Source organism: Bacteroides sp. AM16-13 (assembly GCF_003602705.1).
Classification (GTDB): Bacteria; Bacteroidota; Bacteroidia; order Bacteroidales; family Bacteroidaceae; genus Bacteroides; species Bacteroides xylanisolvens.
Genome location: NZ_QTLK01000029.1, coordinates 3,826 through 27,017, shown reverse-complemented (window position 1 = coordinate 27,017; position 23,192 = coordinate 3,826). Strand labels below are relative to the sequence as shown.

Annotated in this window: 21 protein-coding genes and 1 pseudogene; 5 read left to right on the top strand and 17 right to left on the bottom strand. The window is 45.7% G+C overall.

What is annotated here, in order from left to right:
* Positions 1 to 31 precede the first annotated feature (31 nt).
* The 9 genes and pseudogenes from traM to DW173_RS19710 form a co-directional block, all read right to left on the bottom strand.
* Complete coding sequence (gene traM / locus DW173_RS19750) at positions 32 to 1,330, bottom strand: conjugative transposon protein TraM (RefSeq protein WP_120145056.1); 1,299 nt, start codon at positions 1,328 to 1,330, stop codon at positions 32 to 34.
* Entirely contained in the window at positions 1,281 to 1,580 is a 300-nt protein-coding gene (locus tag DW173_RS19745; protein ID WP_120145055.1) for a TraL conjugative transposon family protein, read from the bottom strand. The genes traM and DW173_RS19745 overlap by 50 nt, the downstream gene beginning before the upstream one ends.
* A complete protein-coding gene (gene traK / locus DW173_RS19740; protein ID WP_120145054.1) occupies positions 1,577 to 2,200 on the bottom strand; it encodes a conjugative transposon protein TraK in 624 nt (207 codons plus the stop codon). Before traK ends, DW173_RS19745 begins: the two co-directional genes overlap by 4 nt.
* Before the next feature lie 21 nt (positions 2,201 to 2,221).
* Positions 2,222 to 3,235: a conjugative transposon protein TraJ gene (gene traJ / locus DW173_RS19735; RefSeq protein WP_120145053.1), complete on the bottom strand. Its 1,014-nt coding sequence runs from the start codon at positions 3,233 to 3,235 to the stop codon at positions 2,222 to 2,224.
* A 3-nt stretch (positions 3,236 to 3,238) separates the two neighbouring features.
* Positions 3,239 to 3,883, bottom strand: coding sequence for a DUF4141 domain-containing protein (locus DW173_RS19730; RefSeq protein WP_120145052.1), 645 nt, complete (start codon positions 3,881 to 3,883; stop codon positions 3,239 to 3,241).
* The gene (locus tag DW173_RS19725) at positions 3,880 to 4,239 is read right to left on the bottom strand and encodes a DUF3876 domain-containing protein (RefSeq protein WP_165938053.1); all 360 of its coding nucleotides are present in this window, start codon (positions 4,237 to 4,239) and stop codon (positions 3,880 to 3,882) included. The genes DW173_RS19730 and DW173_RS19725 overlap by 4 nt, the downstream gene beginning before the upstream one ends.
* Before the next feature lie 8 nt (positions 4,240 to 4,247).
* The gene (locus DW173_RS19720; RefSeq protein ID WP_120145051.1) at positions 4,248 to 6,773 is read right to left on the bottom strand and encodes a TraG family conjugative transposon ATPase; all 2,526 of its coding nucleotides are present in this window, start codon (positions 6,771 to 6,773) and stop codon (positions 4,248 to 4,250) included.
* Positions 6,770 to 7,090 carry a DUF4133 domain-containing protein gene (locus DW173_RS19715; RefSeq protein ID WP_004297787.1) on the bottom strand — a complete coding sequence of 107 codons (321 nt, stop codon included), beginning with the start codon at positions 7,088 to 7,090 and terminating at the stop codon, positions 6,770 to 6,772. Before DW173_RS19715 ends, DW173_RS19720 begins: the two co-directional genes overlap by 4 nt.
* Before the next feature lie 5 nt (positions 7,091 to 7,095).
* Positions 7,096 to 7,477 (bottom strand): annotated as a pseudogene (locus tag DW173_RS19710) (DUF4134 domain-containing protein).
* Between the two features lie 209 nt (positions 7,478 to 7,686).
* Here DW173_RS19710 and DW173_RS19705 point away from each other — a divergent pair.
* Positions 7,687 to 8,676 carry an AAA family ATPase gene (locus tag DW173_RS19705; protein ID WP_120145050.1) on the top strand — a complete coding sequence of 330 codons (990 nt, stop codon included), beginning with the start codon at positions 7,687 to 7,689 and terminating at the stop codon, positions 8,674 to 8,676.
* A 7-nt stretch (positions 8,677 to 8,683) separates the two neighbouring features.
* Here DW173_RS19705 and DW173_RS19700 read toward each other — a convergent pair whose 3' ends face one another.
* From DW173_RS19700 to DW173_RS19680, 5 genes are all read right to left on the bottom strand, one after another.
* Complete coding sequence (locus DW173_RS19700) at positions 8,684 to 11,287, bottom strand: S8 family serine peptidase (RefSeq protein WP_233562238.1); 2,604 nt, start codon at positions 11,285 to 11,287, stop codon at positions 8,684 to 8,686.
* 272 nt (positions 11,288 to 11,559) lie between these two features.
* The gene (locus DW173_RS19695) at positions 11,560 to 12,234 is read right to left on the bottom strand and encodes a DUF4122 family protein (RefSeq protein ID WP_120145049.1); all 675 of its coding nucleotides are present in this window, start codon (positions 12,232 to 12,234) and stop codon (positions 11,560 to 11,562) included.
* A complete protein-coding gene (locus tag DW173_RS19690; protein ID WP_120145048.1) occupies positions 12,222 to 12,689 on the bottom strand; it encodes a DUF3408 domain-containing protein in 468 nt (155 codons plus the stop codon). The genes DW173_RS19695 and DW173_RS19690 overlap by 13 nt, the downstream gene beginning before the upstream one ends.
* Before the next feature lie 2 nt (positions 12,690 to 12,691).
* Positions 12,692 to 13,114 (bottom strand): DUF3408 domain-containing protein, encoded by a 423-nt coding sequence (locus tag DW173_RS19685; protein WP_004323186.1) that lies wholly within the window; start codon positions 13,112 to 13,114, stop codon positions 12,692 to 12,694.
* A gap of 11 nt (positions 13,115 to 13,125) precedes the next feature.
* Complete coding sequence (locus DW173_RS19680; protein ID WP_004323187.1) at positions 13,126 to 13,875, bottom strand: AAA family ATPase; 750 nt, start codon at positions 13,873 to 13,875, stop codon at positions 13,126 to 13,128.
* 578 nt (positions 13,876 to 14,453) lie between these two features.
* Here DW173_RS19680 and DW173_RS19670 point away from each other — a divergent pair.
* Genes DW173_RS19670 through mobC form a run of 4 tightly spaced genes read left to right on the top strand, consistent with a single transcriptional unit; the run spans position 14,454 to position 18,428 of the window.
* Positions 14,454 to 14,678 (top strand): hypothetical protein, encoded by a 225-nt coding sequence (locus DW173_RS19670; RefSeq protein WP_120145046.1) that lies wholly within the window; start codon positions 14,454 to 14,456, stop codon positions 14,676 to 14,678.
* A gap of 2 nt (positions 14,679 to 14,680) precedes the next feature.
* Positions 14,681 to 15,103 (top strand): conjugal transfer protein MobA, encoded by a 423-nt coding sequence (mobA, locus tag DW173_RS19665; RefSeq protein ID WP_120145091.1) that lies wholly within the window; start codon positions 14,681 to 14,683, stop codon positions 15,101 to 15,103.
* Positions 15,088 to 16,344 carry a conjugal transfer protein MobB gene (gene mobB / locus DW173_RS19660; protein WP_199722852.1) on the top strand — a complete coding sequence of 419 codons (1,257 nt, stop codon included), beginning with the start codon at positions 15,088 to 15,090 and terminating at the stop codon, positions 16,342 to 16,344. Before mobA ends, mobB begins: the two co-directional genes overlap by 16 nt.
* A gap of 38 nt (positions 16,345 to 16,382) precedes the next feature.
* Complete coding sequence (gene mobC / locus DW173_RS19655) at positions 16,383 to 18,428, top strand: conjugal transfer protein MobC (RefSeq protein WP_120145045.1); 2,046 nt, start codon at positions 16,383 to 16,385, stop codon at positions 18,426 to 18,428.
* A gap of 76 nt (positions 18,429 to 18,504) precedes the next feature.
* Here the strand turns inward: mobC and DW173_RS19650 are convergent, their stop codons facing one another.
* The 3 genes from DW173_RS19650 to DW173_RS24210 all read right to left on the bottom strand — a co-directional run.
* Entirely contained in the window at positions 18,505 to 19,785 is a 1,281-nt protein-coding gene (locus DW173_RS19650; RefSeq protein WP_120145044.1) for a sigma-54-dependent transcriptional regulator, read from the bottom strand.
* Between the two features lie 4 nt (positions 19,786 to 19,789).
* Complete coding sequence (locus DW173_RS19645; protein WP_120145043.1) at positions 19,790 to 22,162, bottom strand: ATP-binding protein; 2,373 nt, start codon at positions 22,160 to 22,162, stop codon at positions 19,790 to 19,792.
* Positions 22,163 to 22,527: 365 nt separating this feature from the next.
* A partial coding sequence (locus DW173_RS24210; protein WP_233562235.1) for a fibronectin type III-like domain-contianing protein occupies positions 22,528 to 23,192 on the bottom strand: 665 nt, incomplete at its 5' end.

The window sequence follows — 23,192 nt, the reverse complement described above, 5'->3', positions numbered from 1 at the left end:
ATGATTGATTTTCTTTTACTGCTTTTGTGTCTCACTGTTCGGGAGAATGAAGCAACAGCCTGTGTCCTGCTTTCAGAGTGACCTTCACCGTCCACATCTTTTTAGCGACATATCCCGACACGCCCTGTATCACTCCTTTTCCCAGGTCCGAAGCGATCTGCACCCCGGCATCCGTAGAGATATTAATACTGCCGTTCATGGAGGTTCCCATATTTGCCGCTATCTCACGTGCCGCATCATACTCCATCGAGTTGGGAACCGGTATTCCCCGCTGGCCGTCCGCATCGTAAACCTCCAGTTCTACAGGAATAACCGTACCTTTATATTCAACCGCCTGAACAAGGATATCAAGCCGTTCACCTTCCATACGGACTCCGCCGGTCAGGATCGTCCCCTTAGGAATAAACCGGTCATCGACCACCATTGGTTCCAGCAGGCGGATACGTAGCGCCTGACCGTCCGAAACAGTCTGTGTACCGTGTACGCAGGCAGGAATGGTATTCCTGTCAGAAGTCAGCACTTTCCCCACAGGAGTATTGAACCCTACATTCCTTTCCCCCGCAAATCCGTTCCCTGATTCCCCGTTGCTCGCGGGTTGTGACAGGGAAGACACCACCTGATGCCGGACCTGTTTTACCGGTTTGACAGCCGTCCGCTGTCTTTTATCCATTGCCGGAGAAGTCGTCGCCACCTGTCTCCCGTTGTACCGGGCAGCCAGTTCATAGGATTTCTCCATCAGCGCCATTTTCTCTTCCATCGTAGTCTCCTGAGACGGCTTTTTCATCTGCCGTTCATGTTCCAGCTCTTCGATACGTCGGAGCAGTTCATTCCTTTCGGAGTTCTCCGCACGGGTATAAAAATTATCCAGCGTACGGTTCATGTTACGGTAGGCACCGGCAGAAGAACGGACAATATTATGGGAACCTGTAGAGGGGTTATCCGCCTCTTCCACCGGTAATTCCGCCATGCCTTCAGGCAGGTGCACCATATCCTTACCGGAACTGCCGAACAGCGAGGCCATCTCCTGAAATGCATTTTTACGATACTTATCCTTTTTCTCCAATTCTTCACGCTCATAAGCGTCCACCTTGTTGCCGTCCATCCTTTGCTGTCCGGGGGAAGGAATATCCGTATTAAATCCCTTCTCTTTCTCCTCCGCCGCCCTCTCCTTCTCAGACGGCGAATAAATCAGCCATAACGAACCTGCAAAGAGCAGGCACATGGCGGGATAGACAATATATCTGGTACGCCTGCGTTTTTCCTCCGGACTCAAAGGTCTGTCAGCAGACAAGCCTAACAGTGTCCTGATTTTCTGAATGTCCATAATCATAATAGTCTTTAAAGTGAATGGTTGTATCTTTCTCCGGCTTTATATCCAAAGGACGGATATGCTCAATTTTCAGTCCCCCGCCCGGTTCTCCGAAACCGGAAAGGGAAGAGAGGATCATATACAGGCAGCCTGCCACAAACAGTGCAAATGCAACGGTGATGACAGCCAACCGCTGCCCTGTCGTCAGTCTGCGGCAGTATCGGTGTATCAGGATGTCCGCCTGTTTCCACGGGTATTTTCTTCTTCTCATCGGTCGGCACTCCTTAAATCCCTGTTTTCCGTAATGGTAAAATGCTCGATAATGAACCCGTTCGGATTGTCATCCGACCTGACAGCATTCTGAAGCCGGCACTCCGTCACCAGGCTGCGCTCCGTCACGTTGCTCTCACGGATGATCATCTGCCGGGCATACGTCCTCGCCTTATAGGGATAACTGTTGAAGTCGCAAGACACGCTGTCCACCTGGACAACCTGGTTGATGTTACCCGAAATCAGACGGTTGTAATACCCTTTCTCGGCAAGGTCCACATAATAATGGTAGGCACTCTTGTCAGCCAGCAGCAGAGCCCGGTGGATATTGTGCTCGATGGCGTCCTTCTGCGGCGAAAGACTGAAGAAGAGTTCATGGAAGCGCCTCACGTGCTCCCTGGCTTCCGCCGGACGGTTCTGCGAAAGGTCCTGCGAGAGCGCAAGCATCAGCGACTTGCCGCCGTCCAGCACATAGATCTTTTCACGCTGCTTCTCGGCAAAGCTGTAGGAGCTCCACAACGAATAGCCGGTAATGAGCGTGCAGCAGCATACAAAGGCTGCCAGCATCAGGCGGATACGCCTGAAGCTGCTTTCAATATTAGTCAATGACTTGAATTCCATCTGTGAATCGTTTTTGATTGTTTATTTTCCACGTATACGCCCTCCGATATTACCCAGTGCCGCACCGCCGGCACCGGCAGTGAAACCACCGGCTTTAGTCGCCGTACGGTTCAGATTGCGGGAATAGTTGCCGCCACCTCCCGCCTGGACAATCCAGCCGGAAACGGTCGGAACGGTAAAATAACCGACAATCCCGATCAACATGAAAATGATGTACACGCAGTTCGAATTGTCCAGTGAATAATCGGGATTTCCCTGCAGTTCGGCAATATCGTTCTGAAGCATAAGCACCTGTATCTTGGCAAGCATGCAACTGAACAGATCGCTGACAGGAAGCCACAGGTAGACCGATATATATCTTGTGAACCACTGCCCGAGCGTGGACTGCAAGCCGTCCCACACCGAAATGGAGAAGGCTATCGGACCCAGCACGGAAAGTACCACCAGGAAAAAGGTCCGTACCGTATCTATCAGCAACGAAGCGGCTGCAAAGAGCAGTTCCAGCAGGCTGCGGAAAGCGTCACGGATACTCTTCTCCAAATTATACATGCCCACTTCCATATACATTCCCAGACGGGTGGCGGCGTCTCCCGGAGACCAGCCGAGCTCGTCCAGCTGGCGGTCAAACTCCTCGTCGCTGACCAGATAGGCGGTTTCGGGATTGCGCATCATGGCCTCCCTCTCCAGCCGGTCTTTCTGCGCCCTGTACTGCTGCATGTCCAGTGTCTGCCCTTCCAGCATCCTGTGGGTCCCCTGCACAATGGGACTTAAAATACTGTTCATCGTTCCCAGCACCAGTGTCGGAAACAGCAGGATACAGATACCCAGCGCAAAAGGGCGAAGCAACGGATAGACGTCCACCGGCTCGGCACGGGCCATCGACTGCCAGACGCGGAGGGCGACATAAAACAGGGCACCCAGTCCTGCAACGCCCTTCGCCACACCCAACATGTCCTCGCAAAGAGGCATCATCTCATTGTACAGACTCTCCAGTATCGCATGGAGGCTGGCAAAATCTATCGACAACAATACCATAGGCTACCAGTATCTGGAGGTTTCATCACCATAGAGCCTCATTACGCGGTCCATGTCGTTCCTCTTCCTGGCACGCAGGTAGCTCACGGCGATATTCCTGTTCGTATAATAACTGACAAGGTTCCGGTAACGGCGCATGTCACGGTAACACTCATCCACCACGTCCATGCGGTCCTTGTCCGTCATGGAGAGGGTGCTGACATCTATTACCTGCTTCAGATCCTGCAATACGCCGTTGCTCTCCTCCAGAAGTTTCGTATAACCGGAAGCGATGGCGTCCAGTTCCCTTGCCGAGAAATTCTCATCCTTCATCATCCTGCCGAAGCCGGTGACATAGATATCCGACACGTCACCCACCATCAGGATGATTTCACGCACCTTGCGGGCGTCTCTCACCAGGTTGTTCACGGATTTAAGGGCGTCATAGTATTTTTTTGACTGCTCATAGATATTGACCGTTTCGGAAAAGCTCTGCGCGGTGTTCGTGGCCGTCTTGGAGGTATGCGCAATATTGTCCGACATGTTGATGATACCCTGGGCCAGGTTTCCGGGATCGGTAACCACCCACTGAGCACTTGACTGTACGGTTGCCAGCAGAAACACCGTACAAACAAGGCTTGCCTTTTTCCATATGCCTCCCGTTCTCATCGTCTGTTTTCATTACGTACATAATCACCGTGAGGGGAAAAAGTCAGCACGTCGGTCGCTTCATTATAGGATACGTCAATGCGGTATCCGGTGTTGATGAAAAGGTTGCCGTTCTCCTCGACCAACAGGTAGGTCCGCGGTTTCAGGACACGTGTCTTTCCGCTGCGGGAAAAGACCGTCACCTTATAGGCTCCGCCTTCCTTGTAGACCAGCACGTCAGGCTTACCCTCCACGCTGCTCCACGAACCGCAGAGTCTGTCACAGTCCGTTCCGTTTGCTTCCATACAACTTTGCAATACCATGGCGGCCATGCCGACCAGGCATACCGCCAGCCTCACCAATTGTCTGTTTCTCATAACTTCGTTCATTTAGGGGTTGATACTTGTTTTTGTTCCTCTCTTTTCCTCTCAGCCAGCCGCCGGACGGCGAGCTCCAGATTGCCGCCCAGTTCCCGCGTCAGTTCATGGAGTTCCAGCTTCTCGGATTCTTCGGTCGTGTACACCGTATACTCCTCCGCGCTGACCTCCGTCGCATAAACGGCTGAGTGTGTTCCGCCCAGCCCGATCCAGACTTCACGGTAGAAAGGTCCGGGACGGTTCGCACGGTTGATGGAAAGGATCTGACCCCTCTCCTTCTCCGTCAGTCCCAGAAGTTTCTGGATATGTTCGAACTTGTTCATATATTTACGCTGGTCAAGCAGTATCTTGCAGTCCGAGTTGTTGATGATCGCCTCCTTGACAATATCCGAAGAGATGATGTCGTCCACCTCCTGCGTCACTACCACGGCCTCACCGAAATACTTTCTGACGGTTTTGAACAAGTACTGGATATAGGTAGCCATATTGGGGGACATCAATGCCTTCCAGGCTTCTTCCAGCAATATCATCTTGCGGATTCCCCTGAGCTTTCTCATCTTGGAAATAAAGGTTTCCATGATAATAAGCGTAACCACCGGAAGCAGGACCTTGTTGGAGGAGATGTTGTCCAGTTCAAAGACTATGAACCGTTTGTTCGTCAGGTCCAGCTCCCTGTCCGAGTTCAGCAGGAAGTCATAGTCCCCGCCCCTGTAAAACGGTTCCAGTACATTCAGAAAGCCGTCAATATCGAAGTCCTTTTCACGCACCTTCTTTTGCTCGATCATACGGCGGTAGTCATCACGGACAAACTCATAGAAGCCGTTAAAATCCGGCCTGGACGCCCTGTCATCCGTAATCCGGCGGATATAGGCATTCACCGCACCCGACAGGGCCACCTCCTCCGAACGTTTCGGGGCTTCGTCCTCCCGTTTCCACAAAGTCAGGATCAGCGTCTTGATACTCTCACGTTTTTCAACGTCAAACTGTCCGGAGTCCGTATAAAAAGGATTAAAAGCTATCGGATTATCCTCCTCATACGTTATATAGATGCCGTCCTCACCGTGCGTACGGTCATGGATCATACGGCACAGTCCCTGGTAGCTGTTGCCCGTATCCACCAGCAAGATATGTGTGCCCTGTTCATAATATTGTCTGACCAGGTGGTTGGTAAAAAAGGATTTGCCGCTACCGCTGGGACCGAGAACGAACTTGTTGCGGTTCGTGATGATACCGCGTTTCATCGGCAGGTCGCTGATGTCAACATGCAGGGGGATGCCGTTCCGGCGGTCAGCCATACGGATGCCGAACGGACTGGGAGAACTCCGGTAATTGGTTTCAGCCGTAAAGAGACAGACGGCCTGTTCCAGAAAAGTGTAGAACGACTCCTCTGCAGGAAAATCGCCCGCATTGCCGGGAATGCCAGCCCAGTAGAGCACCGGGGCATCCACCGTATTGTGCCTCGGCGTGCATTCCATCATGGCAAGCTGGCTGCCGGTATCGTTCTTCACACGTCTGAGTTCCTCCCTGTCTTCAGCCCACGCCGTCACGTTGCAGTGGCAGCGGACGGGCAATACGCCCTTCGTATGGGCTTCATCCAGATACATCTCCGTCCACTCCCGGTTTACCGCATTGCTCCGGCTGTACTTCGAGAGGGAGAGCATGTTGCGGGAAGTTTTTTCCATCGTACGGAGAATCTCCTGCGCATCGTCTATAAACACATACTGCGAATAGATATGGTTACAGGGAAGCAACAGGCCGACGGGAGCGGCGAACGAGAGGCGGCAGTCACTGCGGTCGGTGGACATACGCTCATAACGCATATCGGTGGACACCCTGCCGGGAAGGTCCTCCGTATCAGAAAGGGTATGCACACACAGCCGCTTGTCACCCACACGCATACCGCCGGGATTAAGACAGATGTCCTGAAGCACGGCGGTTTCATCCTCCAGCGACAGGGAGAAATATTTCTCCACCAGTCCGGGACGTCCCTCAGTGCCGGTAATCTCGTCCGCCTCCAGCCTGCGCAGGCTGACATGGCCGGAATCGTTCATGATACGCTCGAACTGTTCCACAGCTTCCAGAAACCGGAGCGCCGTGTCCTTGTCAACCATCTCCTTGGGCAGAAGGGAACCGCGGCAGAGGCTGTTAAAGTCACTCCTCTGCCGGCTGCGCTCACGCGTGGTCTTCGTCAGATACAGGTAGCATTTGTGGTTCAGGTACGGGCGCTCGTTGAAATGACGCTCATAGCTTTTCGATAGGAAGCTCTGTTCACCGTCCCGGAAATCAGGACGGTAGGTCTCCTTCGTGAACCAGTCCTGCTTGCAGACAACCGAAAAATCCGGCAGCACTTTGACAGCCTTTACCCAGGACGAGTGGACAGCCTCGTATTCGGCCGCAGTCATAGTAAACAGTTCGGGAAGTTCCACCTCAAAGGCCACGGTCAGGTCGGCGTCCTTGCTGACAATGCAGCCGTTCTCCACAGACAGCAGGGGGAACTTACGTTCAAGCGTTTCAGCTTTCAATACATTTCTCATTTCTTTCTTCTTTTGGTCAGTAATCGGAATAATCTCCTGCGGTGGATCAGATAACGAGGATGGCGTTTCCCCGACAGCAGCTTCATAAGGCCGTGTTCACCATACCGGGCATTCAGGCGGAAAGTCAGCCAGACCAGCAGCGAACCGGACAGGAGCCCGAAAGGAATGCATATCCACTGGTTCACACCGGCTATATAAAGGATGACCACCACAAGCAGCACCGCGACAAGCCCGCCCGCAAAAATAAAAAGGTATTGTGATTTTAGGCCCTTGAATTCCAAAGGATTACCCGCGCCTTTGTTTATCTCATATTCCATAGCCTCTAGAGGAAGAAGGAACGCAGGATAGTGGCGGCCACAATCAAAAATATACAGGCGAAAAACCAGCTGGCTGCCGTCTTGCTGGTATCGGGATCGCCGCTTGAAAACTTGCTGTAGGTCTTGATACCCCCGACCAGTCCAAGCACCGCGCCGATGGCATAGCACAGTTTGGTTGCCGGATCGAAATACGAGGTCAGCATGCTCGTAGCTTCGTTAATGCCCGCAAGCCCCTGCCCCTGCGCAAAAGAGCCGGCTGCGAAAAACGCGAAAAGCACTGAAAAAAGGATTCTCTTTCTCATTGTAGAATCGTTTAAGGTGAAACATAAATTTGAATTCGAACGCAAATATAGGAAGAGACAAAAGACCATGATACAAACATTTCATCAGGTGGCAGCAAATGTCAGCAGATGTCTCATAACCACCGGAAAATGATAGTAAAAACCATTTTATAATATAGATACGATTCATCATTGCAATTTTTAAAAGTATCCTAAATTAAAATCAAACTTTTAAAAACACTTTATATAAATTCTTTGTTATTCCCTTGGGAAACTCTAAAAAAAATGGTTACTTTGCCAAATAAATACTGTATAATGAGTCAGTTTGACTATATAAAAGAAATTGCACGTTTAGCTTTAGCAAATGACCAAAATCATTTGCGTGAAGCCTTATACGATTTTGTGGACTACTCCCAAAAAAATAATAGAGCCAAATTTGCAGCCCAACTCCAATCTATTATCAAGGATTCTACAAGAAAGGAAGAAATTGGGAAATTGAAGGAAATCTACACCAATCAAGATATAGATTCAAATTCTGACAATATTATTTTGCAAACTGTTATGTCATCTTTCAAAATGAAAGATTTAATCTGCACTCCGGACGTCAAAGAAGAGTTTGAATATTTTATTAAAGAACGTAAAGCAGCAGAATCTTTACATGACATGAGCATTCCTGTCTCCAATAAAATTATCCTGCATGGTCCTTCTGGTTGTGGAAAAACATTAGCTGCTTATGTCTTGGCTGGAGAATTGCAGCAACCACTCATTATTGTAAATCTAGGTGCAGTAGTTTCTTCCAAATTAGGTGAAACCAGTAAAAATCTAACTAGAATATTTAAAAAAGCCTGCCACGAAAAGGCTATTATTCTATTGGACGAGTTTGATAGCCTGGGTAAGATCAGAGATTATGACCAGGATCATGGTGAAATGAAAAGAGTCGTAAATACCATCTTACAACTTTTCGACTTTATGAGTCAAAATTCTATTATCATAGCAGCCACGAATCAACTACAAATGATTGATGATGCTTTAATAAGACGTTTTGACTTATCTCTAAAATTGGATTTTCCCCAGATTGATCAGGTAAGAAGTTTAATAGACCGCACTATCAATGGCCGATTTACTTTTGATAATTCCGAATTAAAAGATTCTATTATTGAAGATTGCCATAATATTTCGTACTATGTAATAAAACGAACTTTATTGAATGCAATAAAACGTACAATTTTGGATGGACATACAGATAATATCATCCAAACGCAAATATGGAAGAAATTAATATCAAATGAAATAAAAGAAGGTTGAGGAATCCTCAACCTTCTGCATTTAAAGTAAGTTCTGTTTCCAGATTTGCTATGCTTTCAACCGAATTATCCAAGGATATTTCATCATAAAGACTCTCTTCCGCTAACTCTTCCGAAGGTACTTCTTCAATAGTAAATACAAAAGAAAAAGGGTGAGCAACATTCAATTGAGAAGACAGTGTTGCAGTATCACGACCAGTACATCTAAAAATAATAGCCATCTGTCCATCTATATGTCGCAGGTTTTCTGCTACCAGACTCATCCTCATTTTCTGTACATTAGAAAACAGCTTGGTATTTGCCGGAAAAAAATCATCTGACCAAGATGACATTTTAGATTTGATAGCCATTCTATCATTGTCATCTTTCGCACGCATTCTAGAATATTCTTCAGCATTTGCTTTCACATCATTATGATTCATACTGTTTCCCATATTAAAACTTATATGAATTGGAAGATACGACATCGAGTTACCAAATATAGGATCGAATCGATAACATAACGTAGCATTAATAATCAATGCTTTTTGTTTATTAGGATGATCATACAAATAAACCGGTATGTTTAGATTGATAACCTTGTAACTATCAAATTGTATCATTCCTTCAACTATGAAAGTCACCCTTTTATCATCAGAATACAAACATTTCTTAATATCAGGCTTCCCATAGCCGGACAAATAATGACCTAACAAATCAGAACTATACTTTAAGGAAAGTTTTGTCTTTTCTTTCTTATCAACAGATGGATAATCTGGATTATCTTTAGCTTTAAGTGTATCAATCAAAGGAAGCAAATATCTATTATCCAACTCGTTTGCACTATTAATAATCAAAGCTTTTACTGTCTGCATTCTTAACCCTGGATATATTCGCACTATCTTGGCTGCTATATTGGCAGCCAAAGGAGCGGCGTAGCTTGTTCCAGAACCAAAGACATATGCAAGACATCCATTATTCAAACCAAGCACTTGCATTTTTGAATTACTATTCAATAAATCCCCTCCGGGCATTACGATATCCGGTTTAAAAAGATGGCTATTCTTTTGATTCTTTTTAAATCCTGTATTATTAATCTGTTGATTATAATCAACATAGTATTTTCTTGAATAATAAGCTGGATATTCCTTTCCTAAGGATAAATCGGTATAATCATTGCCATCTCTCAAATTATCCGCTAAAGCTCCGACTGTTATATTATTCATGCTCTCGGCCGGCTCACTTATATTTGTACATTCACAGACATGAACCGGAGAATCCTCTATCTTTATAAAAGGATCATAAAAATGATGTGGATACTTTAAGAAATCCTGTATAAAACCATCGGTGTTGGGTCCCCTTCTTTCTAATTCAATTTGTTCAATATCTTGCTTATCAAGATTTCCTGCTGAAATAAAAACTAAGATATCAAGTTCATAAGCCAATTTATCAAGCACATAGGCATAAGCTGAAATATCTGAATTATAATTCTTACAACCAGCTGTCATCGAAAGATTAAAAATGCGGATACCATAATCCATATAGGCCTTTCGAATCGCGGTTTGAATACCGGATAGATTAGTCTGTCCTTCCTCCATTGCCTGAACTTTTATAGAAAAAACCTTTGCATCAGCTGTTAAATTAGAATTTGGATTATTAAAAAAATCATCACCAAACGAAGCCAAAGAGGCAACAGTTGTACCATGATCGACCTCAACATGATAAGGATTTGGAGCAGCAGGTGAAACAATATCAATGCCATCATCAGCCAAAATTGGCCGTAAGGATGAAACAGCCTCTATACCGGTATCTATAATTCCAATAGTCGGTGCATTTGGAACTAAACTAAGACACAGTCCATCACATAACTGAGGATTGCCAGATTCATCAGGACGAATCAACAAATGTCTGAGGCCTTGCACCTGCTGAATAATGTCATAGTTATCCAATAACTCATCCAAAGTTTTTTCATCAATGCTATCTATCTGAAATAAACGGGATGTTAATTCCTTTATCTCTATTTGCCTCGAAGAAAGGAATTCAAACATTCTATTTTTAATATCAGCATAAGTTTTTTGTATAAGAAGATTGTCGTCTATTAATTGAACAACCATATCCTTTGAATAATAGCTGGATGACATTCCATTTCTGATTTCTTTACTATCCAAATATTCAAATTGATGAATAGTCGTGATAGTTTTACACTCATCAGGTACAATATTTTCTTGTTCAGCATAATATGCCTCTATCTGTCTTTTAAAATTTTGCTCAAAACGTTCTTCTTCTGTTATAGCAAAAAGTACTGTTTGATTGAAATTCGAAAAATTCACAGCTGCAAGTCCATACTTTCGTTCTATTTCACGGGCCAATTGATCTCCCACCATCTTTAAGAAATCAATGGAGATAAGATCATAATGAGAAAGTCCAGCTATTCTACTACTTCTACGCTCATGACGAAGGCTCCTGCTTCTTTCAAATTCAACATAAGATTCATACAATTTATCTTTTTGATATCGATAGTTCTTCTCAATCTCATTTTTGTTTTCTTCTGAATCATCACGTCCACGAGTACGGTCAAAATAAAGTGAAGTTCCTTGTTCATTGCGCAAAAATAAATGACTTTTATTTATCATATAAACCTCCTTATAATTTAGGACTTTTTTAAATTAGCTGAAATTTTTCCTCTCAAATAGTATCAGATTACACTCCATTTCTATACGTAAATAGAAAAAAGATGCATCAAACAAACTTAACTGAAATTAAATGCCAAGATATAATAAAAATATTGAACTAACAAATTAGAAGAGAGAAAATCTTTCTTAGCCATAACTATCAAAAAGATAAAGCCTGCATAACATTTATTCGGTATACAGGCTCTCCCCTAAATTCATACAAGTAAAAAGTGTCAAAAAAGATTCCGCCAATTATGCTGTGACTGCTTCCTCTTATTATCTTTCAACGGGAAAGGAATGCCATTCCCATCCAAATATTTTCCAAACAGTTTTTCAATAACCTCTTTATTCTCCATCTGCGATGAAAAGACATCATACAGGTCCGTATTTCGGATGGTATACAAAGTAATAGCAGCACGGAGGGACTTTTCCTCGTCCTTATCCGCATCATTCAACTTGAACAATACGTCACCGGCATTGTCAAGATCATCCGGCGTCACAGCCTGGGACACTACATCCGTTTCAGGAGATATAGCATCCAATTCTTCCTGCTCTTCTTTCAACATTCTCATTTCCTCCAAAGGTAAACTACATTCCACTTCCTCTTCCGGTGTATCTTCCTCCCCCCCTATATAATCCGACTCCATATCCAAAGGCTGGCTCATATAGGGAGATACTGTCTCTCCGACATTCTCATCCAGAAAAACAAAGCGGGTATGTCCAATTACGTCAGTTTCATCAATCGGTACTGAAGAATCAAACGGTTTCTCATTCACAAAATTCTTTTCCGACTTTTTCTCATAAAGTAATATGCAGATCTCATACACTTTACTTTTCCAGCCCCATACTTTATATAATATATAAACAAGACAGACCAGATGTACCGACATGTAAATCAACTTATCCATTCATTAAATTCCTTTATAGTGTCTTTGGTCTTCTGTACATATAGCCGGTCGTGTAGGCTACTATACCGATGCAAATGTTCTTCCAACAGGTTATTCAGGAACATGGGAATAGACGTACCGGGTGCAATAACCGGCAGCATACGGGACAGGTATTCATAATATGGAGAATTCACATAAGTCTGCCTTCTCACTCCGCCTGTTTTTCTACATAAAAAAGTTCTTGTATAAGCATCAATGTCTGGTGCTTCATCAGACGGCTTAACGGGGTCTTCAGAGAGGTCATTGGACACTTCCACTTCACTAAGATGTTCTTCCGCTTTTATAAGTGTATCTAATGTATCCTGTAAACAGGACTTCTCATTTCTCAACTTGTTTTCACGGCTTTTCAAATTGAACACCTTATATAACAAATAACTGGTAAAAACCAAAATCGGGTAAATAAAAATCTGTTCCATAATTAAAGTGTATTTTGGGTATTACGACGAACCAGTTCACCAAGTTCCTCATCATACAACTTCAGATGATGGTCCAGCACATTGTCCAAAAAAACTGGAACCGTCATACGTTCACTCAGTAACGGCAGGATACGAGCAAGTTTGCGATAGGTCTCATAACTGATATAAGTCTGCTTGCGATGCACTGATTCCTTACGACTAAGGAAAATCATTTCATACTTTTCAACCTTTTCCGCAATAGCGGAAACCGTACGGTCTGTCTTTCGCGGGGCAACCAACGATTTTTCCGGCACGTCCTGTCTCTGCGGGATCTGTGTATCCTCTTCAATCCGGGATTTTTTTGGAGTACCATCAGCAGACGTTTCTTTTGCCATTATTTCCTTCAATCGTTCTGCATTAACACTGAAAGCTTCTCTTTTTATCATAATCTAAGTGCTCACAAGTGAATAATACTTTCAATTTCCGTAACCAGCATATCCAGGTTACTTCCTTTCAGTAAGGTCTCGGAAGGAGGGAAAAACGTACTTCTGAAAAGGAACCGACTGCCTGTGGTAGCCTCCTTATTGTAACGCTCCATGTCTGGCATTACCGTATCAAGTACTGACAGCCCGATCTTACCAAAAATTTCATTGTATAACTTATAAATGTCCTTGGAAACACGTCCATCAATCCTGTTCCAAAACAAGCGGATTTCTTTCAGTGGCACCTGAGGATGTCGGCGGATGAAATCCTGGATGGTGGAAACGAATGACAGACTGCTCTGCATCACCATCCGGTCCTGTATAACTGGAGTGAACACATAATCCATATTCATAATGGCCTCGAGTACTCCCGGAGAGTTTACCGTTCCGGGTAAATCAAAGAAAATAAGGTCACAAGTTTCCGACAGACTGCCTGCCGCTTCCAGAACCTTGTCTGCTCCGGCAGTAACAATAGGATAGGCTTTTTTACCGACCCGCTCATACTGCTCACAAAGCTTCCGCTGGAGCTGTTCACTTTTCTCTACATTTGACACATCACGGTCACGTAAGGTCTGAATACTGAACTGCGGATAGTCACAATCCATGACCGCGACAGTTTTACCTCTCACATAATGAAAATAACTGGCAAGAAGCACCGTCATGGTGGATTTGCCCACTCCGCCTTTCTGATTGCTCAAGGCAATAAAAATACATTGTTTGCTCATACGTTTCAAATGGTTGGTTAATAATCAGTTTCACATTCTCATTATTTGTTTCTTTATTACCCCGGTATTCTATCGTTCCGGTATCTTATTGTTTGGAAATTCTCTGAAAAACATTGCATGTTTTCCACACTGCAACCGCATCATATTCCTATAAAAGAGAGACAGAAAATGCATCCTTATCAGAACATGTCGAACCAGTTCTGGCTTATAAGAACAATATCTGATTATAACCGTACGGTAAAACGTTATACTCATATTGCCCTGCCATCATTTTATAACAGACTTTTATTGTATAATTATATTTCCCTGTCGTCATTTCCTTATTTTATAATGTTGACACACTATTATTTATTTGTGCCGAAATAACAGCCTGACACACGAATAAAATCTCATAGTTTTATCATCAGATTACACTGTCCTTTCACTATCATGTTCCAAAAGTAGAACGGATTTTTGATACAATAACTAAAATCCGCTTCACCTGACATGACATGTCATCAGATGTCATCACTTGTCACATAAACTTCTATTTCACAAGCATTTAGTCCTTCATAACTTTGCAAAGTCGGAATAAGACAATGGAGGAAACCATGCTTCATCGGACAACAGCACGCCGTGAACGTCGCGCAGCAATCCGACGAAGGAGGATTCTATGTTCAAACGAACATAGCAAGTTGTGTTTTCGTCCGACAGGAAGTGTCCTGTCCGACGAAAACAGCTTGCCCGACCTGACAGTCGGGGAATTTCCTCCAAAGTCGGAAATTCCGGAAGAGAAAAAAGGACGGACCATAATTATGCAATGAGTATGAAGGAAGAATCGAGAGCAAAAACGGGCAGAAAGCCCAAAAGCGATCCGGCGGACTACAAATACAGCTTCCGCCTGAATGCCGGAGAGAACACGAGGTTCGAAAAGTTGGTTACCGAATCAGAGGCAAAAGACAAAACACGTTTCATCAAAAAAGCCATTTTCGGTGGCACAATCAAAGTGGTTAAAATCGACAAGGCGACAATGGATTACTACATCCGCCTTACGGAATTTCACAGACAATTCCAGGCCGTCGGTAACAACTACAATCAGGTCGTACGTGCCATCAAGACCAATTTCGGGGAGAAACGAGCGATGTCGCTACTTTACAAACTGGAGAAAATGACACTTGAACTGATGCTACTGACTAAAAAAGTTATAGCACTAACCGAAGAATACCAAAAGAAATGGTTGCAAAAATAAGTCATGGAGCCAGCCTGTACGGGGCACTGCATTACAACCACGAGAAAGTAGAGAAAGGGACGGCTGAAATACTCTCCGGCAACCGGATGATTTCAGACCGCCCGGGACGACCGGGCGAGGACATGCGTCTTGCCTTGCTCTCCTTTGAGAATTACCTGCTGGCAAACAGGAACACGGAGAAGCCTGTCCTGCACATCGCACTCAGTCCGGCACCGGAGGACAAACTTGATGATGGACAGCTGGCAGAACTGGCACAAATGTACATGCAGAAGATGGGATATGGCAATCAGCCCTACATTACCTATAAACACGCTGATACGTACAATACGCATATTCATATCGTAAGTGTATGCGTGGATGAAGAGGGACGGAAAATCAATGATTCTTTCGAGCACCGCCGTTCCATGACCGCCTGCCGGGAATTGGAAACAGACTTCGGATTACGCAATAGTGCGGATATGGAAGAACGGAACCCGAAAGCGGAGTTAAAGAAGGTAAATACGTCCGGGGGAGACATACGGCATCAGATAAGCAACACCCTAAAAGCCGTATTAGGAAGTTACCGCTTCCAGACATTCGGGGAATACAGCGCGGTACTGTCTACCTTCAATATTGAAGCCAGGCAGGTACGGGGAGAATTCAAAGGCGAACCTTATACCGGTATTATCTACTCGGCAACCGATGATAGCGGGAAAGTGGTCAGCCCGCCTTTCAAGAGTTCACGCTTCGGCAAGCGTTTCGGGAACGAACGCCTGGAAAAGAGGATGCTTTCACACACCAGGGATTTCAAGGATGGTAAATGGGCACCGGCTATTCATGCACAGGTGGTTTATGCCATGCGGCACGCACGTTCGCGTGAAGAACTGGCCGGACTATTAAAGAAAGCCCGCATTGATGCAGTATTCCGGGAAAATGAGCAGGGACGTATCTACGGTGTCACGTTCATCGACCATAACAGGCGGGAAGTATTCAACGGTTCGCGCATGGGCAAGGAGTTTTCCGCTAACATTTACAATGAACTTTTCAAATGGTGGGACGGCATACCTGCCACAGAACGTTCCGCACATACCGGTACCGAACTATGGCAGCACCATTCGCACAAGGCAGAACCGGGAAGCGCATTGGAACAGGCGGCAGGCATATTCTCCATGGAAACCAATCCGGTGGATTACGGGGAGGAGGCCCTTGCACGCCGGATGAAGAAAAGGAGAAAAGCGAAACGAAAGTCTCGCGGTATTTAAGGTAAACTGATTATTACCCCCATTTACACATAAGTATTATGCAACAGGAAGACGATTTGAGAGCACTCGCCAAAATAATGGAATTCGGAAGGGCGGTGAGCATTTTTCTTTTGGTGGTACACGTATACGTGTATTGTTATCCGAGCATTGCCAGCTGGAATTTAAATCTGGAAGTGACAGACAAGATAATTATGAACTTCAACAATACAACCGGAATCTTCAATTGCGTCCTATGGAGCAAGCTGGCAGCTACCCTGCTGATGGCCGTCTCGTGTCTGGGAACAAAAGGTGTCAAGGGCGAGAAGATCACCCGGCACAAAATCCATGCAGCACTCTTCGCAGGATGCATCCTTTTCTTTCTCAACTGGTGGATATTGGATTTGACCCTGCACCATGCGGCTGTCACCGCACTTTATGTATTCACATTGGTGTCCGGCTATCTTTGCCTGCTGATGGCAGGATTGTGGATGAGCCGTCTATACAGGCACAACCTGATGGAGGACGTGTTCAATCTCGAAAACGAGTCTTTCCAACAGGAAACACGGTTGATGGAAAATGAATACTCAGTCAACCTGCCGACAAAGTTTCAGTATCAGGGGAGGCTCAATGACGGATGGATAAATGTGGTGAATCCCTTCCGCGCAACCATCGTGCTTGGCACACCCGGTTCGGGAAAATCATACGCAGTGGTAAACAACTACATACGCCAGATGATTTCAAAGGGATACAGTTGTTACATTTACGATTACAAGTTTGACGATTTATCCACAATTGCATATAACACATTGTTAAATAATATGGATAAATACAAGGTAAAGCCCAAATTCTATGTCATTAATTTTGATGACCCGCGTAGATCACATAGATGTAACCCTATCAATCCGGAGTTCATGACGGACATCTCGGATGCATATGAAGCAAGCTACACAATCATGCTAAATTTGAACAAAACGTGGATTGAGAAACAGGGGGATTTCTTCGTGGAATCACCCATCATTCTTCTGGCGGCAATTATCTGGTATTTAAAGATTTACAAAAACGGCATCTATTGTACATTCCCGCATGCGGTGGAACTGCTGAACAAACCGTATTCAGATTTATTTACTATATTAACCTCTTATCCGGAGCTGGAGAACTACCTTTCACCCTTTATGGACGCCTGGAAATCCGGAGCTCAGGATCAGCTCCAGGGGCAGATTGCCAGTGCAAAAATCCCGCTCACCAGAATGATTTCGCCACAACTTTACTGGGTAATGACAGGTAATGATTTTTCCTTAGACATCAACAACCCGAACGAACCGAAACTGCTGTGCGTAGGCAATAATCCCGACCGGCAGAATATCTATTCGGCGGCCCTGGGATTGTACAATTCCCGCATTGTAAAGCTGATCAATAAAAAAGGACAACTGAAAAGTACGGTAATCATTGACGAACTACCGACTATATATTTCAGGGGACTGGACAATTTGATTGCCACGGCACGAAGCAACAAGGTAGCGGTCTGTCTGGGCTTTCAGGATTTCAGCCAGTTAAACCGCGATTATGGTGAAAAAGAATCCAAAGTGGTGCAAAATACTGTGGGCAATATTTTTAGTGGACAGGTGGTCGGGGAAACAGCCAGGACACTTTCAGAGCGGTTCGGGAAAGTACTCCAGAAGCGGCAGTCCGTATCCATCAACCGGCAGGATGTGTCCACCTCAATCAACACGCAACTCGACTCTCTTATTCCTGCCTCCAAGATAGCCAACCTTTCACAAGGAACATTCGTTGGTGCCGTATCGGACAACTTCGGAGAAAAAATAGAACAGAAGATATTCCACGCCGAAATCATCGTGGACCATGAAAAAGTCAGCGGGGAAGAGAAGAATTACAGAAAAATACCCGTCATCAATGAATTCAGGGACAGGGAGGGAAACGACATCATGACGCAGCAGATCGGGCGGAACTATGACAGGATCAAGGCGGATGCCCAGGCAATCATCAACATGGAAATGGAACGCATTAAAAATGACCCGGAACTCTGCAGAAGGCTGGGACTGGAGAATGAAGATGACAAAAAGAAGAGAAACGGGAAACAGGAATAAATGCGCATTTCCTCCTCCATAATTTTGAAAGATGAAACAGCCCCCGTTTTCCGGGGGCTGTCCTATATTCCCTTATTCACACAATACCGTATTTCCTCAGCTTGTAATACAGGGCAGTCCGGCTGATGCCGAGTACACGGGCGGTAAGGGTGCGGTTGTTACCGGTCTGCCCAAGTATCCGAAGTATCTGCTGCTCCTCCTTTTCCGGACAGACAATCATGTTTCCCAATTTCATGCCCTGATCCAGATTCAGTTCCTGTGCGGATATCCGCCCCTCCCCGGCAAACACGACGGCACGCCGGACGGTATTCTTCAGTTCACGGATATTCCCCGGCCAGCCGTATTGCCGTAACACGGCAGCCGCTTCCCGGTCGAAGCCCTGAACCGATTTCCCGTATCTTGCGGAAAACTGCTTCAGAAAGAATTCAGCCAACGGAAGGATATCCTCCCCGCATTCGGAGAGCAGGGGAACCCGGATAGTGAACTCGTTCAGACGGTGGTACAGGTCCTCACGGAAACTCCCTTCCGCAATGGCCTTCTCCAGATCCGCATTGGTGGCGGCGATAAGGCGGATGTCAAAGGGCCGTTCCCTGACTGTCCCGACCGGCAGGTAACGCTTTTCTTGCAGGGCGCGAAGCAGTTTCATCTGATTTACGGGAGCAAGGTTACCGATTTCATCAAGGAACAACGTACCACCTTCGGCAGCCTGGAAAAGTCCCGCCTTGTCACTGTCCGCACCGGTGAACGCCCCTTTGCAGTACCCGAAGAATTCGGATCTGACAAGGTCATCGGAAACGGCACCGCAGTCCACAGCTACAAAAGGCTTGTGCCTGCGCAGGCTCCGCTCATGAATCTCGGCGGCAATATGTTCCTTACCCGTACCCGATGCTCCACGAAGCAAGACGGACATGTCAGAACGGGCCACAGGGCCTATCAGCCGGTACATCTCACGGGCCTTTTCACTTTCACCACGGTAGAATTCCGTACTGCCATGCTGCGGACGGCTGAACTCTTTTTCTATGACTTCCCAAAGCCGGTCCGGATGTACCGGCTTGCAAAGGTAATTGGAAGCCCCAAGCTGCATGGCTTCCACCGCATTCTCCACCTGGCCGTAACTGGTCATAATAAGGAACGGGATGGAATAATGTTTTCCCTTCATCCACTTCAGCAGCTCCATACTGCTGCCGTCCGGCAGACGCAGGTCTGCCAGGACAAGGTCGAACTCCTTAGCCTGAAGTTCCTTACGGGCTGCCGAGAGTGTAACCACATAAGCGGTTGCCATACCCTTTTTCTTCAGCCAGTTACTGATACTGCGACTGAAGACAACATCATCCTCTATAATCAGTATATTTTTCATTTGCTTATTTTATATTCTTCTTCATATTTTCAGCACAGGCAATTAGTTTCCCGGCAGCTTTTCCTACTTTATAGATACACCTTATCTGTTCTTCCGTCCAGAGTTCCGGTTCAGACAGTACAATAGCCTGCAGTTCCTCTATCGGATAATCAAGGCGGACACTTGTCCACAGGGGAAGGTTCTTGTGCAGAATCTCACGGACTGTCTGACGATCATCCCTTTCCAACGCCCCGTGCAATCTGTCAAGATCCTTGCGGCTTTCCCAGATGAAGATACCAAGCATCTCCCCCTTGTTGTCCTCCCCGGTCAAAATCAGGGAAAAATCCGGTTGCCATGCCGTCCGCCTATTTTCTCTGACAATTCGGGAAACGGTTTCCAGCAGCTCATTCATCCGGAAGGGTTTACGGATACATCCGGCAAATCCCCGGGAAAGGTACTCCTCTTCCGGATCCATATCGGCAGTCACGGCTATGACCGGAATTGTTCCGGCCCTTTCCATATTGGATGAACGTAACAACTCCAGCAACCCGAACCCGTCCATGTCAGGCATGCGGATATCCGTCAGCAACGCATCATAATCCTCATCCCGTAATTTTGCAACCACCTGCCGGAAATCGGTATAACAGTCACATTCAACCCGGTTTCGCCTGAATATCTCACGTGTTACGGAAAGCTGTCTCGGGTCATCATCAAGAAGAAGAATACGCAGGCCTTCCATTTGATAATCAGACGGAAATTGTAACTTCTCCTTCAAGGAACTACTGTCAGCAGGGAAAAGGGGCAGAGATACGGTAAAACAACTGCCTTTCCTCGGGTGACTCTCTACCCCGATGGAACCGCCCAGCTGTGAAACAAGCTGAGAAACGATGGCAAGGCCAAGTCCGAAACCGGAAACACCACGGGCATTGTCAAGCCTTTCGAACGCATTGAATATCCGCTTCTGTTCCTCATCATTCATTCCCGCTCCCGTATCCTGTACTTTAATACACAGTTCGCCGACGTTGAATGTCACCTCCAGCCGGATATATCCTTTCCCGGTAAATTTCAGAGCGTTGGAAAGCAGATTATTCACAATCTGCTGTAAATGTCCCTTGTCACAACTGACAACAGCGTTCATGCCGGAATACCGGGTCAACAGTTGCAATCCTTTCTTTTGAACGAGCGGCATGTAATTGTTGGTAATCTCCCTGAACAGGGTTTCCAGACAAAAAACGGAAATATTCTCCCGTGCCTGTCCTGTATCAAGCAGATAGAAATTCATCAGTGTATCAACCAGAGAAAGCATATAGTCCGATGCATGCCGGATATTTTCGGCATATTCCTCCTGTCCGGCCCTTTCCTTTTCACCGGGCAGCAGTTCCGCCGTTGCTCTGATAGTGGCAAGGGGAGAGCGCAGGTCATGGGCGATAGTCAGCATCATACGCTTCCTGGATTGGAGGAGTTCCATGTTTTCCAAGTTGGAAGCTTCCAGCTGATGTCGGTATCGGTTCCGCCGGTTCAACTCCCGATGTATGATGATATAAAGTAAAATAGTCAGCAATGAAATAAAGACGGCAAGAGTGGAAACCGTATAAAAGGACCGGTCTCGTGCCCAAAGGAACTGCATGTAACGTTCCTCAAGGCGCCGGTCGGTCTCCGATTCAAAATCCCTGATGATACCATACAACCTGCAATTTAATGCCATATTGTTATTGTACAGACGCTCCATTTGTACCAGCAGCCGTTCACGCTCAGTCTCCTGCCTGCCGGTCAGTTCCTTGTTTAGAGAATGAAGCATACTTGCAGTTGAGATCTCCCGGTCTTTTTCTGCAGGTTGTAGCCGTTCCCGTTTTTCCTTCTGTTCCGAATAAACGGATTTTCTCTTCTTACGTTTGAGGAAGGACCAAAAACTTTTCTTCGAAACTTCCTCTTTGACTCCAACAGACACTTTCTCTTCGCGGATATGGGATGCAATCACCGGGATTTTCCGGTTTATGATTTCACCGGCTTCACGAAAACGGCTGAACGTATGCATTACCGTGTCAAGCAACTGTTCCTTTCTCGCCAGAAGCAGGCACAGCGAATCTATATGCACCCGTTGTCCGGATGCATGGACATATTGCTTCAAGGACTGTAATGTGCCGCATACCTCGTTTCTCCTTTTCTGATAAGTACTCCGGTCATTCTCGTCCCACACACTGACCGTCTCTCCATAAGTAGCCAGATCCAGCAGGCCGGCGTAGGCTTCTCCGGTCAGATGCCAGAAATGAAGCAGTTCCTGTTCATCCTGTTGCAAACAGTTTCGCTTCATCTGTTCCTTACGGAAGAGACAAATGGTCAAGACAAGCAGGAATATCAAGATAATATATCCCGAGAATATTTTAATTTTTAAACACATAATAATCTATACTTACATCCTTCATTCCTGCTTGACTACCCCCAAAATAAGTAGTGAGAAAAAATTCCCTAATCAGCCATATAATATATTTTTCAATATCTAGGTCTAGTCGTATTAGATTCGTTTTCCATTTGAAGTCCATAATAGTACTAGGCTTTGGCTCAACAGAATATTATTATATACAAAACAGCCTTTTCAATAAAAAATATAACTACACATTTTTTTATTTTCCGACAATCGCCCAGTATAGTTGAAATTTCCATCCCTATTCTGTTCCTTACTCTTATTTCAAACAATTCAATTGCTTTCCTACGAGAAACCCTAATAAATATTTACATCTTACGAGTTATATTAAAATTCAGATCTTATTTTAATTCAAACAGAACAATTCCCTTAATATCTCTTGATGAACTTCCAATAACCGCTTCAAACTTGCCCGGTTCGGCCACCCATTCGTGTTTGGCATCATCAAAGAAGCTCAATGCTTTCTTATCAATCGTCAGCGTTACCGCTTTCTCTTCTCCCGGAGCCAATTTCACTTTTTGGAAACCTTTCAACTCTTTTACCGGACGAGGGAGAGAGGATTTCTTATCACTGATATAAAGCTGAACAACCTCCTGACCTTCACGAGTGCCTGTATTCTTCACATTGACTGTGAAAGAAATGGCATCATCTGCAGTCATTGTTTTCTTGTCGGCCGAGGGTTTTCCATAGGCGAAAGTAGTGTAGCTCAATCCGTGTCCGAACGGGAACAGCGGTTTGATTTTCTCTTTATCCGCCCAGCGATAACCTACGAAAATATCTTCCCGATAGATTTCATTAATGGTGTCCCCTCTATGCTTAGACTGTGCCAGCTCTTCTTTATTACCCGGATATTCGCCCAGTTTATGAGCACCTACATCTTCCAGTTTTGCAGGGAAGGTGAAAGGAAGTTTTCCTGAAGGATTAGCGTCTCCCACCAATACGGAAGCAAGAGCTGTTCCGGCTTCCGACCCCAGGAACCAACCTTGAACAATAGCAGGCACTTCAT

Coding starts and splice junctions, on each gene's coding strand:
- traM (WP_120145056.1), bottom strand. CDS start 1,330: ATGATTATGGACATTCAGAAAATCAGGACACTGTTAGGCTTGTCTGCT.
- DW173_RS19745 (WP_120145055.1), bottom strand. CDS start 1,580: ATGAGAAGAAGAAAATACCCGTGGAAACAGGCGGACATCCTGATACAC.
- traK (WP_120145054.1), bottom strand. CDS start 2,200: ATGGAATTCAAGTCATTGACTAATATTGAAAGCAGCTTCAGGCGTATC.
- traJ (WP_120145053.1), bottom strand. CDS start 3,235: ATGGTATTGTTGTCGATAGATTTTGCCAGCCTCCATGCGATACTGGAG.
- DW173_RS19730 (WP_120145052.1), bottom strand. CDS start 3,883: ATGAGAACGGGAGGCATATGGAAAAAGGCAAGCCTTGTTTGTACGGTG.
- DW173_RS19725 (WP_165938053.1), bottom strand. CDS start 4,239: ATGAGAAACAGACAATTGGTGAGGCTGGCGGTATGCCTGGTCGGCATG.
- DW173_RS19720 (WP_120145051.1), bottom strand. CDS start 6,773: ATGAGAAATGTATTGAAAGCTGAAACGCTTGAACGTAAGTTCCCCCTG.
- DW173_RS19715 (WP_004297787.1), bottom strand. CDS start 7,090: ATGGAATATGAGATAAACAAAGGCGCGGGTAATCCTTTGGAATTCAAG.
- DW173_RS19705 (WP_120145050.1), top strand. CDS start 7,687: ATGAGTCAGTTTGACTATATAAAAGAAATTGCACGTTTAGCTTTAGCA.
- DW173_RS19700 (WP_233562238.1), bottom strand. CDS start 11,287: ATGATAAATAAAAGTCATTTATTTTTGCGCAATGAACAAGGAACTTCA.
- DW173_RS19695 (WP_120145049.1), bottom strand. CDS start 12,234: ATGGATAAGTTGATTTACATGTCGGTACATCTGGTCTGTCTTGTTTAT.
- DW173_RS19690 (WP_120145048.1), bottom strand. CDS start 12,689: ATGGAACAGATTTTTATTTACCCGATTTTGGTTTTTACCAGTTATTTG.
- DW173_RS19685 (WP_004323186.1), bottom strand. CDS start 13,114: ATGATAAAAAGAGAAGCTTTCAGTGTTAATGCAGAACGATTGAAGGAA.
- DW173_RS19680 (WP_004323187.1), bottom strand. CDS start 13,875: ATGAGCAAACAATGTATTTTTATTGCCTTGAGCAATCAGAAAGGCGGA.
- DW173_RS19670 (WP_120145046.1), top strand. CDS start 14,454: ATGGAGGAAACCATGCTTCATCGGACAACAGCACGCCGTGAACGTCGC.
- mobA (WP_120145091.1), top strand. CDS start 14,681: ATGAAGGAAGAATCGAGAGCAAAAACGGGCAGAAAGCCCAAAAGCGAT.
- mobB (WP_199722852.1), top strand. CDS start 15,088: ATGGTTGCAAAAATAAGTCATGGAGCCAGCCTGTACGGGGCACTGCAT.
- mobC (WP_120145045.1), top strand. CDS start 16,383: ATGCAACAGGAAGACGATTTGAGAGCACTCGCCAAAATAATGGAATTC.
- DW173_RS19650 (WP_120145044.1), bottom strand. CDS start 19,785: ATGAAAAATATACTGATTATAGAGGATGATGTTGTCTTCAGTCGCAGT.
- DW173_RS19645 (WP_120145043.1), bottom strand. CDS start 22,162: ATGTGTTTAAAAATTAAAATATTCTCGGGATATATTATCTTGATATTC.